Genomic DNA, 15796 nt, shown 5'->3' on the forward strand with positions numbered 1-15796 from the left:
CGGTTCGCAACGCAGCGATACGACGTCGCTGGTTATGCTGACCACGGAACGTCGCGCCTGTCGATGCACGGCGTTCAACCGCGTGTCGACGCTTTCACGAACGGCCGTCGCGCGACACGCGCGTATGGCTCGCCAATCAAAACGACAGGAGACGGACATGGAGACGAACGGCAACGCAGCGTGCGCGCGGCGCACGGGTGGACGCGAGACGGGCAGCGGAACGGAGCGGCTGCTGCGGCGGCTGGCGATCGCGATCGGATGGCTCTGCGCGGTGATGATCGGCTGGCCGCTGGCGGCGAGCGCGGCAAGTGCAGCGAGCAGCGGCGGTCTCGCGAATCTGCCGGCCGTGATGCCGGCGATGTCGTGTCAGGCGATCGCGTCGCTCGACCTGAGCGGCGTGACCGACGGCCCTGTCACGATCGCGTCCGCGACCGTGCTGCCCGCGGGCACGGTCGTCGGCAACAACACGCTGGCCGCGCCGATGTGCGACGTGAAGGGGACGATCGGCCCCGGCGCATCGCTGTTCGAGCTCCAGCTGCCGACGCAGGGCTGGACGCAGCGCTATCTGCAGACCGGATGCGGCGGCCTGTGCGGCGATCTGTCGGTCAACGCACCGATGGCATCGACCTGCGTGCCGGTGACGAACGGTACGATTGCGATGGCCGCAACCGACATGGGGCACGAAGGCGGCAACGACGGTGCCTGGGCGCTGGACCCGCGCGCGAAGCTCGACTTCGCGTATCGCGCCGAGCATGCGACCGCGCAGGTCGCGAAGGCGATCATCCAGCGCTTCTATGCGCGGCCCGCACGCTATGCGTACTTCGACGGCTGTTCGGACGGCGGCCGCGAGGCGTTGATGGAAGCGCAGCGCTATCCCGACGATTTCGACGGGATCGCCGCCGGCGCGCCCGCGAACGACCTGATCGTGCAGAACACGTTTCATCACGCGTGGCCCGCCGCCGTGAACACCGATCCGAAGACCGGCAACGCGATCCTGCTCGCCGGCAAGCTGCCGATGCTGCATGCCGCCGTGCTGAAAGCATGCGATGCGCTGGATGGTGTGGTCGACGGCGTGATCGACAATCCGCGCGCGTGCCGCTTCGATCCCGCGACGCTGGTGTGCGCGACCGGCCAGGCGGATGCGACCTGCCTGACGCCGCAGGAGGCGGCCGTCGTACGCCGGCTTCACGACGGCGCGACGACGGCCGACGGGCTGCGGCTCGAACCGTTCGTATCGCGCGAGTGGGGCTCGGAGCTGAACTGGACGCTGTTCGTGCCGGCGACGGCCACCGCGCAGAGCGGCACGATCGGCTTCGTGCTGCCGTTCCTGCGCTACCTCGACTATTACAACGCGTCGTATCCGTCCGCGACGATCGGCGATCTGAAGTTCACGCTCGCGGGCTTCCTGAAGACGGTGGTCCCCGTGTCGAACTATCTGGCCGCGACCGATCCCGACCTGAGCCGCTTCGCCGGCCGCAACGGCAAGCTGCTGCTCTGGCACGGCCTCGAGGACCAGCATATCTCGCCGCGCTCGAGCATCGAATATTACGAAGCGATGAAGCGCTACATGGGCGACGCGAACGTCGACCGCTTCGCGCGCTTCTACCTGTTCCCGGGCGTCGCGCATTGCGGCGGCGGCCAGGGGCCGAACGTGTTCGACGTGCTGACGCCGCTGATGGCGTGGACCGAGACGGGCACGACGCCGGGCCGGATCGTCGCGTCGATCGTCGACGCGAGCGGCAACACGACGCGCACGCGGCCGGTGTTTCCGTATCCGGCCACCGCGCGCTACACGGGCAGCGGCAGCACCGACGACGCGGCAAACTTCGTCGCCGACACGCCGAAGGCCGATCCGTTCGTCGACCTGCACTGGGCCGGCGAATGGCTGTACTCGCCGGGCTACGAAGCGACGTGCCGCGTGAACGGTTCGCTACTCGCGTGCACGGGCGGCAACGGCTGGCGTGCGTACCGCCCGTGATCGAACGAGCGGCGTCGATGCGCCGCTCGCCAATTCAATCCTGTCAGACAAAACCAACGAAGGAGACATATCGATGAAGAAGCAGGCATGGCGGACGGCGCTGACGTCCGGCGTCGCGTTCGCGGTCGCTGCCCCGGCATTCGCGCAAAGCAGCGTCACGCTGTACGGGATCGTCGACAACGGCATCGGCTACCAGAGCAGCGCGACGACGGTCGGCTCGACGTCCGGCGGCAAGTCGCTCGTCAAGATGAATCAGGGCGTGTGGGCCGGCAGCCGGTTCGGCCTGAAGGGCTCGGAGGATCTCGGCGGCGGCACGAGGGCGATCTTCACGCTCGAATCCGGATTCAATTCGGGCACCGGCGCCGCGCAGTACACCGACGCGATGTTCGGCCGGCAGGCGTGGGTCGGGCTCACCAACGCGACGTACGGCACGCTGACCGCCGGGCGGCAGTACGCGTCGTACTACCAGACGATGGCGCCGTTCAGCCCGATCACGTGGATCACGGGCTACTACGGCGCGCACCCGGGCGACGTCGACGGGCTCGACACCATCTACCGTGCGAACAACACGATCGAATACACGTCGCCGAAATGGTACGGCCTGACGCTGAGCGGCTCGTACTCGCTCGGCGGCGTCGCGGGCAGCACGAACGCCGGCTCGACGTGGGCAACCGGCATTCAGTATGCGGCCGGTCCGCTCGGCGTCGGCGTCGCGTTCGAGCGCGTCAACAACTCGAATACCGCGGGCGGCGCGTGGGGCGCGAATTCGACGACGTCGAACGGCGGCTCGCAGATCGGCGTGTCGGCGGTCACGAACGGCTATCAGACGGCGAAGGCGCAGCAGCGCTTCGCGGTCGGCCTCAGCTACCGGTTCAGCGACGCGTGGGATGCAACGGCGACGTACACGAACACGCAGTACATTCCCGGTGCCGCATCGAAGTTCTTCAATACGGCGATCTTCAATACGGCGGGCGCGGTGCTGCACTGGAAGCCGTCGGCGGTGTGGGATTTCGGTGCGGGCTATGCGTATACGCGCGCGACGGAATCGAACGGCATCACCGATAGCGCGCAATATCATCAGTTCAACCTGTCGCAGTACTACTCGCTGTCGAAGCGCACCGGGCTGTATCTGCTCGAAGCGTATCAGCATGCGAAGGGCAAGACGCTCGGTACGAACGGCGCCGGCAATATCGTCAATGCGACCGCGACGCTCGGCGACGGGCTGAACACGGCGCCGTCGTCGACCGGCAATCAGTTCGCGTTCGGTGCCGGGATCATTCACCGGTTCTGAGACGAACGAGAAGCAACGCCGATTTCATGGAGGGGCGTGAACGGGCCGACAGGCCCGTTTTTCATGGTCGTGCGACTGCTGCGCGCATTCGGCCGATCGCCCGGTATGGAACGCGCGTTCAGAACGAATGCGTGATCCCAACATGCGCGAGCAACTGCGACCTGCCCGACGACGGCCCGTTCGGATAGGTCGCGGCCGTCGCGCCGTTGCCCGACGCGAGCTGCCACGTCAGCGTCGCCTGCAGCTGCGTGCGTTTCGACAGCGAATACAGGTTGCCGGCTTCCAACGTGTTCCAGTGCATGCCTTCCATGCGCGAATACGTGTAGTCGAGCGTGACGGCTTCCGCCGCCGTGAACTGGTAGAGCGTGCCCGCATCGATGTTCTGCATGTGCGTGGCCGCCCGCGCACCCTTGATGTCGGTACGCGTGTACAGCAAGTTGATCGTCCACGGCTGCACGACCCGGTATGTGAGTCCGATGCCGAGATTGTCGACCGCGTTGGACTGGAACGTCTGCTGCGCCGACAGCGTCTGCCCGAGAAAGCGTGTCCAGCCGAAGTAGTTGTAGAGATCGAGCACGCGGCGCTTGCTCGTCATGTAGGTGACGCCGGCCGACAGCGGTCCGCGATCGTACGTCGCGTACGCGCCCGCGCTGTGCCCGCTCGCATCCGAGCCCGCAAAGCCGTATAGCGCGCCGACCCGCACGCCGTACCAGTCGGGGCTGCGGTACTTGACGGCGTTCTCGATCTGGTAGCCGTTGGTCAGGCTGTCCAGATTGCCCGCATGGAACGAGTACAGGCTGCGGTTCCAGAACGCATTCGAATAGCGGATCGCGACGTCGTCCATCAGATCGGACTGGCGGCCGAGCGTCAGTGTGCCGAGCGGCCCGTCGAGGCCGACGTAGGCCTGCCGGTCGAACAGCGTATTGGTCTTGATCAGCGCGCCCGTGTTGACGTTGAAGCCGCTCTCGAGCGCGAACACGGCGCGATAGCCGCCGCCGAGATCCTCGTTGCCGCGCAACCCCCAGCGCGTCGGCGAACCGATGCCCGAGGCGGTGCCCCACGACGAACCGCCGCGCTTGTTGCTGATGTACGTGATGCCGGAATCGACCTGCCCCCACAACGTCAACGCGCTGCTTTGCCCATGGGCGAGCGAAACCAGCGAGACGCCGCAGCCGGCGATCAGAAGCGTGCGAGGCAGGATTTTCATGTGTCGGATTTCGGAAGTGGAGTGAGGGCAGATCTGTGTCTAATTGACCATAGGTGGTCGTTTCGTTATTACGTGGAAAAATCATAGGACTGCCGCTCGACGCCGTGCAAGCGGAAAAATAATCAAGCGCTGCTTGACCGGCATTTTTGACCACGCGATGATCGCGGCTCCGATGGTCGAAATGTCCATATATGGACATTCAAGAGCCAAACCGACGACACCGACGAGAGACGACCGAATGCCCGATACCGCTGCCCGGAAACCCACGCGCGTCCGCTTCCTGATGCTGTTTCTCGTGTTCGTCGGCACCGTCGTCAACTATGTCGACCGCGCGAACCTGTCGGTCGCCGCGCCGCTGCTCAAGCACGAGTTCGGGCTCGACCCGGTGGCGATCGGCGTGCTGTTCTCCGCGTATTCGTGGACCTACGTGCTGGCGAACCTGCCGGGCGGCTGGGTCGTCGATCGCTTCGGCTCGCGCGCGATGTATGCGCTGGCGCTGCTGATCTGGTCGAGCTTCACGTTCCTGCAGGGCTTCGCCGGCCGCTTCGCGACGCTGTTCGGGCTGCGGCTCGGCGTCGGCGTCGCCGAGGCGCCGACCTTCCCGATCAACAACCGCGTGGTGTCGATCTGGTTTGCGCAGCGCGAACGCGGCAGCGCGACGAGCGTCTATCTGGTCGGCCAGTACATCGGCATGGCGGCGCTGACGCCGGTGCTGTTCTGGATCGCCGGCACGTTCGGCTGGCGCGCGATCTTCTTCGCGACGGGCCTCGTCGGCATCGTGTGGGCCGGCATCTGGTATCTGCTGTACCGCGATCCCGAGCAATGCCGATGGGTGAACCAGGCCGAACTCGAGCACATCCGGCGCGGCGGCGCCGTCGTCGAGACCGGCAAGCCCGCGCGCGGCGAACCGTTTCCATGGCGCAAGCTCGCGATCGTGTTCAGCAACCGGCAGATCGTCGCGATCTGTGCGGGCAAGTTCGCCTCGCTGTCGTCGCTGTACTTTTTCCTCACCTGGTTCCCGAGCTACCTGATCAGCGAGCGGCACATGACGGTGCTCAAGGCAGGCGGCGTCGCCTCGGTGCCGTTCGTGGCCGCGTCGATCGGCGTACTCGCCGGCGGTGCGCTATCGGACTGGCTGCTGCGACGCGGCGCGAGCGTCGGTACCGCGCGCAAGACGCCGATCATCACGGGCCTGCTGCTGGTGCCGACGATGACGCTGACGGTGCTGACCGACACGAACTGGATCGTGATCGCGATCATGTCGTTCGCGTTTTTCGCGCAGGGCGTCGCGTCCGCATCGTGGTCGCTGATCGGCGACATCGCGCCGCGCAGCATGCTCGGCATCACGGGCGGCGCGGTCAACTTCGTCGGCAACCTGTCTGGTATCGTTACGCCGATCGCCATCGGCTTCATCGTCCGCGAGACGGGTTCGTTCGGATGGGCGCTCGGGCTGATCAGCGTGTTCGCGGTGATCGGCGCGCTGTGCTACACGTTCCTGCTCGGCGAGGTCAAACGCATCGACCTCGATCCGCCCGAACGCGGCGGCCGCTCGCCCGAGCCGCTGAAGTCGACCGTGCAAGACTGACACGCCAGCCCACGATGAATCCGGATACACCCGATACGACCGGCACGCCTGCCGACGACGAGACTTACCTGGTACCCGCGCTGGAGCGCGGCCTCAGGGTGCTCGAACTGTTCAATGCTCGCGAGCCGGTGCTGACGCCCAACGTGATCGCGCAGCGCCTCGGCCTGCCGCGTACGACCGCGCTGCGTCTCGTGCAGACGCTGCATACGCTCGGCTACCTCGAACGTGCGAATCGCGACCGCGACTACCGGCTCGGCGCGCGCGTGATGAAGCTCGGCTTCGACTATCTGAGTTCGCTCGCGCTGACCGATATCGGCACGCCGGTGATCGAGCGGCTGCGCGACGAGACCGGTTTCGCGAGTCATCTGGTCGTGCGCGACGGACGCGACGTCGTGTTCGTCGCCAAGGCGTGGACGCACGATTCCGTGATGAGCGCGATCAAGGTCAATATCGGCACGCGGATTCCCGCGCATGCGTCGGTACACGGCCACGTGCTGCTCGGCGATCTCGATCTGGCGGAGCTCGAAGCGCTGTTTCCCGAACCGATGCTGCCGACCTACACGCCGCATACGCCGCGCACGGCCGCCGAAGTCCATGCGCGTGCGCAGAAATATGCGGCGGAAGGCTATGCGCTGAGCGAGTCGTCGTTCGAGCCCGGCATTTCGGTGATCAGCGCGCCCGTGCGCGACGGCAGCGGTTTGATCGTCGCCGCGGTCACGCTGACGGTCGCGCGGCCTTTCCTCGAGAAGTCGATGCTCGACCAAGGGCTCGTCGGCAAGGTGCTGAAGGCCGCCGGCGAACTGTCCGAGCGGTTGAACTACCGCGCGCCGGAGCCGGCGGGCACGCGCGACTGACGTGTAACACGCGCGGCAGGAAACCGCCGCACCTCACCGGTTCGGACTGACGAGCCGCCGCGCGGCGGCCAGGCATCGCCGCTCGTCGCCGGGCCGGCCGATCAACTGCACGCCCGCCGGCAGCTCGCCCTTCGCGTGGCACGGCGCGCTGACCACGGGCAGCCCGGCAAACGAGATCGGTTGCGTGAACATGCCGAGCGTCGTCTTCGGATCGAGCGCCTCGCCGTTGACGTCGACCGTTGCATCGGAGAAGCGCGGCGCGACATACGGCGTTGCCGGCGCGATCAGGATGTCGAAGCGTTCGAACAGTGCAGCCAGGCGTGCCTGCCACTCGGCGCGATGGGCGAGCGCGTCGGTGTACGGGGCATCGTCGATGGCGAGCCCGGTGCGAATACGCTCGCGCAGATGCGCGGACACGCGCGACGCGTCGGCATCGAGCAGCGCGCGATGACGGCGCGCGACCTCGAAGTTCGACACGAGGCGCGCACTCGCGCGGATCGGCTCGAGCACCGATTCATCGATCGGCACGGCCTGCACATGGTCGTGTTGCGCGAAGCACGCGGTCGCTCGCTCGACCGCACGGCGCACCTGCGCATCCGCCCGGCGTTCGAATTCCCCGGTGAGCACGCCGACGCGCAGCGGCGCGTGGCCGATCGGTGCGTCGTCGCGGCTCGTACAGGACAACGCGTCGTAAAGCGCGCAAAGATCGTCGAGGTTCGCCGCGAACCCGCCGGCCGCGTCGAGCGAAGACGCATACGGCACGCAACCGTCCATCGACAGCCGCCCGTGCGTCGGCTTGATCGCCCATACGCCGCACAGTGCAGCGGGTGCGCGAATCGAGCCGTTCGTGTCGCTGCCGAGCGCGAGCGGCACGTGGCCGGCAGCCACTGCGGCCGCCGATCCGCTCGACGAGCCGCCGGTCATGCGTGAAGCGTCGGCCGGCAGGCGCACCGCACCGAAATGCGGATTGACGCCGGTCGCGCCGCACGCGAATTCGTCCATATGCGTTGCGGCGACCGGCACCGCGCCGGCCTGCACGAGGCGATCGACCATGGACGCGTCGCAGCGCGCCGCAGGCGCGCGAAGCCGGGTCGGCGAACCTGCGACGGTCGCATAGCCGGCGACGTCGAAATTGCTCTTCACGACGAACGGCACACCGGCGAGCGGCCCGGCGTCGCGGCCCGCGCGCACGCACGCGTCGACGCGCGCCGCCGCCTCGAGCGCACGGGTATCGAAGCACATGCTGATCGCGTTGAACTGCGCATGGCGCGTGCCGATGTCGTCGAGCGCCTGCCGGGCGACCTGGACGGCACTCAGCCGGCCCGTCCGAACCGCCCACGCGATGCCGAGTGCGTCGCGCATGTCGATCGTATCGGTCGGCATGATCAGGCGCGGCCGATGAAGCGGCGCGGGATCGACAGGATCAGCGCAGCCGCACCGAACAGCGTGAGCGCGAGCAGCGCGACACCGATCTCGGTGCTGCCCGTCATCGCCTTCAGATAGCCCATGATCGACGGCCCGACGAAGCCTGCCACGGCCGCGCCGATGTTGACGAGCCCCGCGCCGCCCGCGGCGGCCTCGCCGGCGAGAATGCGCGACGGCAGGCTCCAGAACATCGCGAGCGTGCTCATGATGCCGGCCACGCCGACGGTCAGGCACACGACCGCGAGCAGCGGGTGCGCACGCATGCCGACGCTCGCGAGCAGCGCGACGCCGCCGACGATGACAGGCGCGGCGGTGTGCCAGCGACGCTCGCCGGTGCGCACCGAGTGCTGTGCGTTGAGCACCATCGCGACCGAGGCGACGAGATACGGGACCGCGCTGACGACGCCGACCGCGAAGTTGCTGAGCGAGCCGAGCGCCTTGATCATCGTCGGCATCCAGAAAATCAGCCCGTAGTTGCCGATGTTGTAGAGGAACGACGTCGCGAACAGTAGCCACAGCGTCGGCTCGCGCAGCGCGGCGCCGAGGTGGGCGCGCTTGCCTTCGGTTTCCTGCGCCATCTCCGCGTGGATCATCCGCTTTTCGGCGTCGGTCAGCCAGCGCGCGTCATCGATGCGCTCGGTGACCGACGCGAGCAGATAGAGGCCGAGCAGCACGGCCGGCAGGCCTTCGAGCAGGAACATCCATTGCCAGCCGCGCAGCCCGAAGCCGCCGTGCGTCGCGTCCATGATCCAGCCCGACAGCGGGCCGCCGATCACGACGCCGAGCGGCATCGCGAGAAACAGCAGCGCCATCACGCGCGACAGGCGTCGCGACGGAAACCACACGCTGAAATAGGCGATCACCGCCGGGAAGAAGCTCGCTTCGGTCACGCCGAGCAGGAAGCGCAGCACGTAGAAGCTGGTCTGGCCGGTCGTCGCGAGCGTGCCGATCGACACGGCGCCCCACGCGAGCATCGAACCGGCGATGCATTTCTTCACGCCGATGCGCTGCACGAGCCAGCCGGCCGGCACCTGCAGCAGCAGATAGCCGACGAAGAACAGCCCGGCGCCGACGCCGTATGCGGCTTCGGACAGGTGCAGGTCGGCCGCCATCTGCAGCTTCGCGAAGCCGACGTTGACGCGATCGAGATAGCCGAAGAAGTAGCACACGAGAATCAGCGGAATGATGCGTCGCGTGAGCTTGCCGTAAAGGGCGTCGATATCGGCGGCGGTGCCGGCATCGCGTTCGGATGGCATGTCGTGCATCCGTGCCGTGTCGTTGGTGCTTGCCATGATCAGTTCCCCGCGAGGCGGTCGTTGTGGCGAATCGGCGTGGCGGCCTGACGGCGCAGCGCGCGGCCCGGGCGTGCGCCGGTGTGCTGCCCATGCGCGAGCACCGCGCGGCCGTTGACGAAAACATGGTCGATGCCTTCGGGGCGCAGCGTCGGATGCTCGAAGGTCGCGCGATCCAGCACGCGTTCGGGATCGAACACGACGAGGTCGGCGCAATGACCGACCTTCAGCTCGCCGCGCCCGGCAAGACCGAACTGCGTGGCCGTGAGCCCCGTCATCTTGTGCACCGCCGTCTCCAGCGGAAAGAGTCCGCGCCGCCGCGAGAATTCGCCGAGCACGCGCGGGAAGGTGCCCCACAGGCGCGGGTGCGGGCGCGTGTCGTTCGGCAGGCCGTCCGAGCCGACCATCGTCAGGTCGTGCCGGAAGATGCGTTCGACGTCGCCTTCGTCCATCACGAAGTAGATCGCGCCGGCCGGGCGCAGCGCGTCGATCGCCGCGTCGACCGAATCGCCGAACAGCGGCAGCAGTTCATGGAAATCGCGGCCGGCCAGTTCCGGATGCGGCTTCGACCATGCGAGCATCACGCGCGACGATTGGCGGATGCGATCCGCACGCAGCATCGTCGACGTGGCCGTGTACGGATGGCAGTCGAGGCATAGCGGCTGCAGCGCGCGTTGCGCGTCGATGCGCGCGAGCGTCTCGACCGAGCGCCCATGGTTTTCCTTGCCGGCGACCTTATGGTGCGACAGCACGACGCGCACGCCGAGCGCGCGGCCGATCGCGAACGCCTCATCGAGCGACGCGAGGATCTGCGCGGTCTCGTCGCGCAGGTGCGTCGCGAATACGCCGCCGGTGTCGCGCAGCGGCGCGCACACGTCGATCAGCTCGGCCTGCGTCGCGGCGGCGGCGGGCGGGTAGAACGTGCCCGACGACACGCCGAACGCGCCTGCGGCCATTGCCTCGCGCACGTCGGCGCGCATCGCGGCGATCTCCGCCGTATTGGCTTCGCGCTGCAGATCGGCGACGTGACGCACGCGCAAGGTCGAGTGGCCGACCAGCGCGGCCGTGTTGACCGCGGCGGGCGTCGCGTCGAGCGCGTCGAGATAGGCGGCGAAGCTCGGAAAGCGGAACCGCTGCCATGCGCCGAGCAGGTCGAGCGGCTGCGGCACCTCGTGCTCGGCCAGCAGCGGCGCGAGGCTGATCCCGCAGTTGCCGGCGACGACGGTCGTCACGCCTTGCGCGACCTTCGGCTCGACATCGGGATCGGTCAGCACGAACGCGTCGTCGTGCGTGTGGCTGTCGATGAAACCGGGCGCGACGATGCGGCCCGAGACGTCGATGACCTGATCGGCCGACGCGTGCGACAGGTCTCCGATCGCGGCGATGTGCGCGCCGCTCACGCCGATGTCGGCGCTGAAGCGGGCGGCGCCGGTGCCGTCGATCAGTTCGCCGTGGCGCAGGATGACGTCGAAATGCATGGTGGCTCCTTGCTGCAGCCGGGCCGTGGGGTGGGCCGGTACTGTCTGCCACTTATCGTCCGCGGCCAATTTCCGGCCGTCCAATGCGAGTCTGCTCGCGATTCATGCGCGAACGCTATCAAACCGGCATGCGCAACTTATTCCCGCGCGGCGGCGGCCTTGACCAGCGCGCACAGGTCGCTCGCCATGCTCGACATCGACACCGCGCGATGCCGGACGATGCCGACCGTGCGCGAGATGACGGGGCTCGTGATCGGCACCGCACGCACGTCGGGCGACGCGAGCATGCCGATGCCGTCGACCGCGCTGCGCGGCAGGATCGCGCAGCCCACACCGGCCGCGACGAGTGCCGCGACGCACGAGATGTGCTCGACTTCGTAGAACCAGCGCAGGCGCACGGCTTCCTGACCCATCAGCATTTCGAGCAGCAGCCGGTTGCCGCTGTCGCGCCCGCCGATTACGAGGCGCGCGTGGCGCAGCTCGGCGAGCGTCACGCCCTCGAGCTGTGCGAGCGGGTCGTCGCGATGCACGGCCAGCACGTAGCGATCGGGAAACAGCGGCTCGAACAGCAGGTCCTCGTCGTCGCCGGGATGCAGGCTCACACCAAACTCCGCGATGCCCGCGCGCACCTGCGACAGCACGAAGTCGTGATTGCCGTCGAGGATCTGCACGCCGATCAGCGGATATTTCTCTGCATACTGAAGCAGCACCTTCGGCAGCAGTTGCGCAACGACGGTCGGAATACTCGAGACGCGCACCTTGCCGTAGCGCTTCTCCGCGATTTCCTGGATCGACGACAGCATCATCCCGAGCTGCGCGATCTGCTCGCGCGCCATCGGCAGGAACTGGCGGCCCACGCCGGTGAGCGTCACGCTGCGCGTCGTGCGCTGGAACAACTCGACGCCGAGCGCCTGCTCCAGTTTCTGGATGCGACGGGAAAGCCCCGGCTGCGTGAGGTGCAGCTTCTCCGCCGCACGATGGAACGTCCCCAGTTCCGCGACGGCGACAAACGCTTCGAGTTCCGAGTTTTCTACTTTCATGGCGCTTCCGCATCAATTCCAAACGGGTCGTCATTGGACGACGGATTTTGATACGCCGACCATTGTCACCGAAAAATATTCGCGGGGCCGTGCAGCGCCGTGCCGGCAGCGATGCGAGAAACCTCCACAACCATCAAGCGAGCTCGCGCGACCATGAGCTCAGTCCATCGATTCGCATTCCAAAATCACGTTTGCGACGATGCATGGCGTCGATGAAGCGCATCGTGTGCGTCGTCAGTTGCCGTCCGATGTCGGTGCCGCGCCATGCGTCATTCACGCCGAGCCGGGCAGGGGGGGCGACGTCCGTCATTCGTGCGCGGCCATAGCGCAGCCTTTGATCGGGAGCATGGCCGCGAACTCGGCAAGCCCGGTTGCGCCCCTTTTCTTGAAAAAAGCGTCGAATGACCGGTGTGAGAATCGGTGGTGCGTCCTGGCAACGTTGTTGTGTGAGTGTGTCTACTTAAAGCGCTTCGACGCGATTCGAGGCACACTTGCGCTCAGGATCTATCGCGCTTGGATCCGAAGAATCGATGGGCACGCAATGGAGGGTGGCATGAACGGACTGCAGTCATCGGCGGCCATGCTGTGTGTCGGATGCGCCATCGTCTGCGGCGCTGCGTATGGCGCGGGCGGCGGGGACGCGTCGCCATGTCGTGCGGCGAACGCTGCGCCGCCGGGTATGCAGCCGATGTTGCCGGATCGACAGGGCGCGTCGATGATCGCCGACACGACGGTTCGCAGCTTTTCGACGCAGGGATGCGCCGGCGCCGTGCTGAAGGGCGAGCGGGGAACGGCGACGGTCGACGGGGACAAGATCGAATTGAAGCAGGGCACGGTGTACGTGAACGGCATTTCGTACGGGGCCGTGACGCCCGCGCAAACGGTCGAATACGACGTCGCGCGAGGGGCGCGCACGTTGAGGGTGGATGGGGAAGTGCGCACGCCGGCGCGATGATGGGCGGGCCTGCGTTGTGCAACTGACGGCGATCGACCGGTTTGAAGATCGACCGCGTAGTCATCGATTGCCCGCGCAGACCGTGGATCGGACAAATCGATGCCGACACGCGCAACGGAAAGCGGCAACGGCTCGACACCCCCGACGAGCCCGACGAGGCGCGCGTTTTCAACCGGATCGCCAAGGTCGGCAACGCTTCCTGCGAGCGGGATGCTCGCCGCCCCGCGATTATCCACGATTCGTGCAAGACGAATCCCCGGTTGAGCGGATTATCCGCGCCGCGCTTTCTGGCATCCTGTCGTCCATGCGTTGCGTGCACCCGCGCATGTCGCGCGCACGCCGACCGAGCGCCGCACACCGGCGCATCGAAGCAGACGCAAGACGTACCGACGACACACAGGGAGAACCGGAAATGACCCAGACATTCAAGATCGCCGCGATCGCCGGCGACGGCATCGGCCAGGAAGTGATGCCCGAAGGCGTGCGCGTGTTGCAAGCGGCATGCGCGAAGTTCGGCCTGAACCTCGAGTTCACGCATTTCGAGTGGGCAAGCTGCGACTACTACCTGCGGCACGGCAAGATGATGCCGGACGACTGGTTCGAAACGCTGCGCGGCTACGATGCGATCTACTTCGGCGCAGTCGGCTGGCCCGAGAAGGTGCCCGACCATATTTCGCTGTGGGGTTCGCTGCTGAAGTTCCGCCGCGAATTCGATCAGTACGTGAACCTGCGTCCCGTGCGCCTGCTGCGCGGCGTGCCGTGCCCGCTCGCGAATCGCAAGCCCGGCGACATCGATTTCTATGTGGTGCGCGAGAACACCGAAGGCGAATACACGTCGGTCGGTGGCAGGATGTTCGAAGGCACCGATCGTGAATTCGTGCTGCAGGAGTCGGTGTTCACGCGTCACGGCGTCGACCGCATCCTCAAGTACGCGTTCGAACTGGCGAATACGCGTGCGCGCAAGAAGCTCACGGCGGCGACCAAGTCGAACGGCATCGCGGTCAGCATGCCGTACTGGGACGAGCGCGTCGCCGCGATCGCGGCCGGCTATCCGGACATCGCGTGGGACAAGCAGCACATCGACATTCTGTCGGCGCGCTTCGTGCTGCAGCCGGATCGCTTCGACGTGGTCGTCGCCTCGAACCTGTTCGGCGACATCCTGTCGGATCTCGGTCCTGCGTGCACGGGCACGATCGGTCTTGCCGCATCGGCGAACCTGAATCCGGAGCGCATCTTCCCGTCGCTGTTCGAGCCCGTGCACGGCTCGGCACCGGACATCTTCGGCAAGAACATCGCCAACCCGATCGCGATGATCTGGTCCGGCGCGATGATGCTGGATTTCCTCGGCGATGGCGACGCACGCTTCAAGGACGCGCACGACGCCATCATGCGCGCGATCGAGACGGTGCTCGTGAGCGGGCCGCGCACGCCCGACATGGGCGGCACGGCCGATACGACGGCGCTCGGCAAGGCGGTCGCGGCCGCACTCTGACGCTCGCCGTACGCGACGCGCGATGCGCGGGCAGCCGGACGTCAGTGCGGCGTGGTCGCCGCGGCCGGTTGCGCGGCGAAAGCCATCGCGTCGGCGGGTTCCGCTGCGCGGCACATGGCCGTCACCCGCACGCCGTCGCCTTCGTCGTCGGGCCGCGCGTGGCCCTGCTCGAGCATCAGCCGCACGGTGCCGTCGGGCAGCAGTGCGCGATACAACACGCGATAGTCGCCGTGCTTCGCCATCGCTTCCTGCAGTGCGGCATCGCGCGCGGCGCGATCGTCCGGATGCACGCGTGCCTGCACTTGCGCATGACGATGCGGCGCATCGTCACGCTCGACGCCGAACAGCCGGCACCATTCGTCCGAGACCATCACTTCATCCGGCGCCTGCCGCCATTGCCACGCCCCGCGCCCGGCCAGGCGCTCGGCGTCGGCGAGCAGCGCGATCTGCGCACGCAGCTGCTGTTCCAGCGACTTGCGCGCGCTGATGTCGATCGTCGTGCCGACCATCCGCGTCGGCCGGCCCGCATCGTCGACGAGCGTCGCGGTGCGCGATTCGATCCAGCGCACGGTGCCGTCCGGCAGCACGATCCGGAACTCCCACACGTACGGCTTGCGCGCGTCGATCGCTTCCCGCAGCGCGCGGCTGTTGAGCCAGCTGCGCTCGTCGGGATGCAGGATGTCCCAGAACTCCTCGTTGCTATGGATTTCGCGGCCGTACAGCTTCGCGCAGTTGTCGGAATAGATCAGCTCGTCGGACACGAGATTCCATTCCCAGGTGACGATGCCGGCCGCTTCCTGCGCGTGCTTCATGCGCGCTTCGCTCGACACGATTTCGGCGGTATAGCGGCGGCGCAGGTCGGTCATCGGCAGTTCGGGCTGTGCGCCGATGCCGAGATCCTTCACCGCGTCGTCGCCGTAGCGCAGCCAGACCCAATTGACGTCGAGGAACGCGGCGAGCTTGCGCAGGTTGGAATAGTCGATCTCGCCGCCGCGCGTCCACTTGTGTACGGCCGGCCGCGAAATGCCGACCGCGTCGGCCACCTGCTGCAGGCTCAGCTTCTTGTGCTCGAGGAGCACCTTGAGACGGAACGCGAACGTATCCTCGGACATCCATTCCTCTTTCTGACGGCGGCGCGCGGCCAGGCGACAAGGCGGCATCGGCCGCGGCGCGCGAGGGGCGGGCCGCGGGCGATGCCG

At 67.1% G+C, this 15796-nt stretch carries 14 protein-coding genes; 7 read left to right on the plus strand and 7 right to left on the minus strand.

From position 1 onward, the window contains the following. The first annotated feature begins 157 nt into the window (after positions 1-157). Both HMPREF3115_RS14945 and HMPREF3115_RS14950 read left to right on the plus strand, forming a co-directional pair. Positions 158-1978 carry a tannase/feruloyl esterase family alpha/beta hydrolase gene (locus HMPREF3115_RS14945; RefSeq protein ID WP_070554939.1) on the plus strand — a complete coding sequence of 607 codons (1821 nt, stop codon included), beginning with the start codon at positions 158-160 and terminating at the stop codon, positions 1976-1978. 73 nt (positions 1979-2051) lie between these two features. After that, the gene (locus HMPREF3115_RS14950) at positions 2052-3269 is read left to right on the plus strand and encodes a porin (RefSeq protein ID WP_070554941.1); all 1218 of its coding nucleotides are present in this window, start codon (positions 2052-2054) and stop codon (positions 3267-3269) included. Positions 3270-3387: 118 nt separating this feature from the next. Here HMPREF3115_RS14950 and HMPREF3115_RS14955 read toward each other — a convergent pair whose 3' ends face one another. Continuing rightward, positions 3388-4476, minus strand: a complete 1089-nt coding sequence (locus HMPREF3115_RS14955) for a porin (protein WP_070554943.1) — start codon at positions 4474-4476, stop codon at positions 3388-3390. Between the two features lie 238 nt (positions 4477-4714). On the opposite strand from HMPREF3115_RS14955, the gene HMPREF3115_RS14960 reads away from it, so the two are divergent. Together HMPREF3115_RS14960 and HMPREF3115_RS14965 are read left to right on the plus strand one after the other, a co-directional pair. Further along, complete coding sequence (locus HMPREF3115_RS14960) at positions 4715-6061, plus strand: MFS transporter (RefSeq protein ID WP_227747508.1); 1347 nt, start codon at positions 4715-4717, stop codon at positions 6059-6061. A gap of 14 nt (positions 6062-6075) precedes the next feature. Then, positions 6076-6915 carry an IclR family transcriptional regulator gene (locus HMPREF3115_RS14965; RefSeq protein WP_070554945.1) on the plus strand — a complete coding sequence of 280 codons (840 nt, stop codon included), beginning with the start codon at positions 6076-6078 and terminating at the stop codon, positions 6913-6915. Positions 6916-6948: 33 nt separating this feature from the next. On the opposite strand, the gene HMPREF3115_RS14970 is transcribed toward HMPREF3115_RS14965, so the two are convergent. The 5 genes from HMPREF3115_RS14970 to HMPREF3115_RS31630 form a co-directional block, all read right to left on the minus strand. Then, positions 6949-8298, minus strand: a complete 1350-nt coding sequence (locus HMPREF3115_RS14970) for an amidase family protein (protein WP_070554947.1) — start codon at positions 8296-8298, stop codon at positions 6949-6951. A 2-nt stretch (positions 8299-8300) separates the two neighbouring features. Next, positions 8301-9632: an MFS transporter gene (locus HMPREF3115_RS14975; RefSeq protein WP_070554949.1), complete on the minus strand. Its 1332-nt coding sequence runs from the start codon at positions 9630-9632 to the stop codon at positions 8301-8303. Positions 9633-9634: 2 nt separating this feature from the next. Continuing rightward, on the minus strand, positions 9635-11110 hold the full coding sequence (locus tag HMPREF3115_RS14980; RefSeq protein ID WP_006405373.1) for an N-acyl-D-amino-acid deacylase family protein: 1476 nt from the start codon (positions 11108-11110) through the stop codon (positions 9635-9637). Between the two features lie 137 nt (positions 11111-11247). After that, entirely contained in the window at positions 11248-12150 is a 903-nt protein-coding gene (locus HMPREF3115_RS14985) for a LysR family transcriptional regulator (RefSeq protein WP_006410195.1), read from the minus strand. 133 nt (positions 12151-12283) lie between these two features. Next, the gene (locus HMPREF3115_RS31630; protein ID WP_006410157.1) at positions 12284-12460 is read right to left on the minus strand and encodes a hypothetical protein; all 177 of its coding nucleotides are present in this window, start codon (positions 12458-12460) and stop codon (positions 12284-12286) included. Between the two features lie 243 nt (positions 12461-12703). Here HMPREF3115_RS31630 and HMPREF3115_RS14990 point away from each other — a divergent pair, with 243 nt between their 5' ends. From HMPREF3115_RS14990 to HMPREF3115_RS14995, 3 genes are read left to right on the plus strand one after another with little or no spacing between them, the layout of a single operon-like run. Next, positions 12704-13105, plus strand: coding sequence for a hypothetical protein (locus HMPREF3115_RS14990; RefSeq protein WP_006410165.1), 402 nt, complete (start codon positions 12704-12706; stop codon positions 13103-13105). Between the two features lie 41 nt (positions 13106-13146). After that, a complete protein-coding gene (locus tag HMPREF3115_RS30910) occupies positions 13147-13521 on the plus strand; it encodes a hypothetical protein (RefSeq protein ID WP_125902319.1) in 375 nt (124 codons plus the stop codon). Beyond that, the gene (locus HMPREF3115_RS14995) at positions 13518-14597 is read left to right on the plus strand and encodes a tartrate dehydrogenase (protein ID WP_070554951.1); all 1080 of its coding nucleotides are present in this window, start codon (positions 13518-13520) and stop codon (positions 14595-14597) included. Before HMPREF3115_RS30910 ends, HMPREF3115_RS14995 begins: the two co-directional genes overlap by 4 nt. Before the next feature lie 41 nt (positions 14598-14638). Here the strand turns inward: HMPREF3115_RS14995 and HMPREF3115_RS15000 are convergent, their stop codons facing one another. Continuing rightward, positions 14639-15709, minus strand: a complete 1071-nt coding sequence (locus tag HMPREF3115_RS15000; RefSeq protein WP_070554952.1) for a PAS domain-containing protein — start codon at positions 15707-15709, stop codon at positions 14639-14641. Positions 15710-15796 lie beyond the last annotated feature (87 nt).

Origin of the sequence: Burkholderia sp. HMSC10F09 (genome assembly GCF_001806955.1) — a bacterium.
Classification (GTDB): Bacteria; Pseudomonadota; Gammaproteobacteria; order Burkholderiales; family Burkholderiaceae; genus Burkholderia; species Burkholderia multivorans.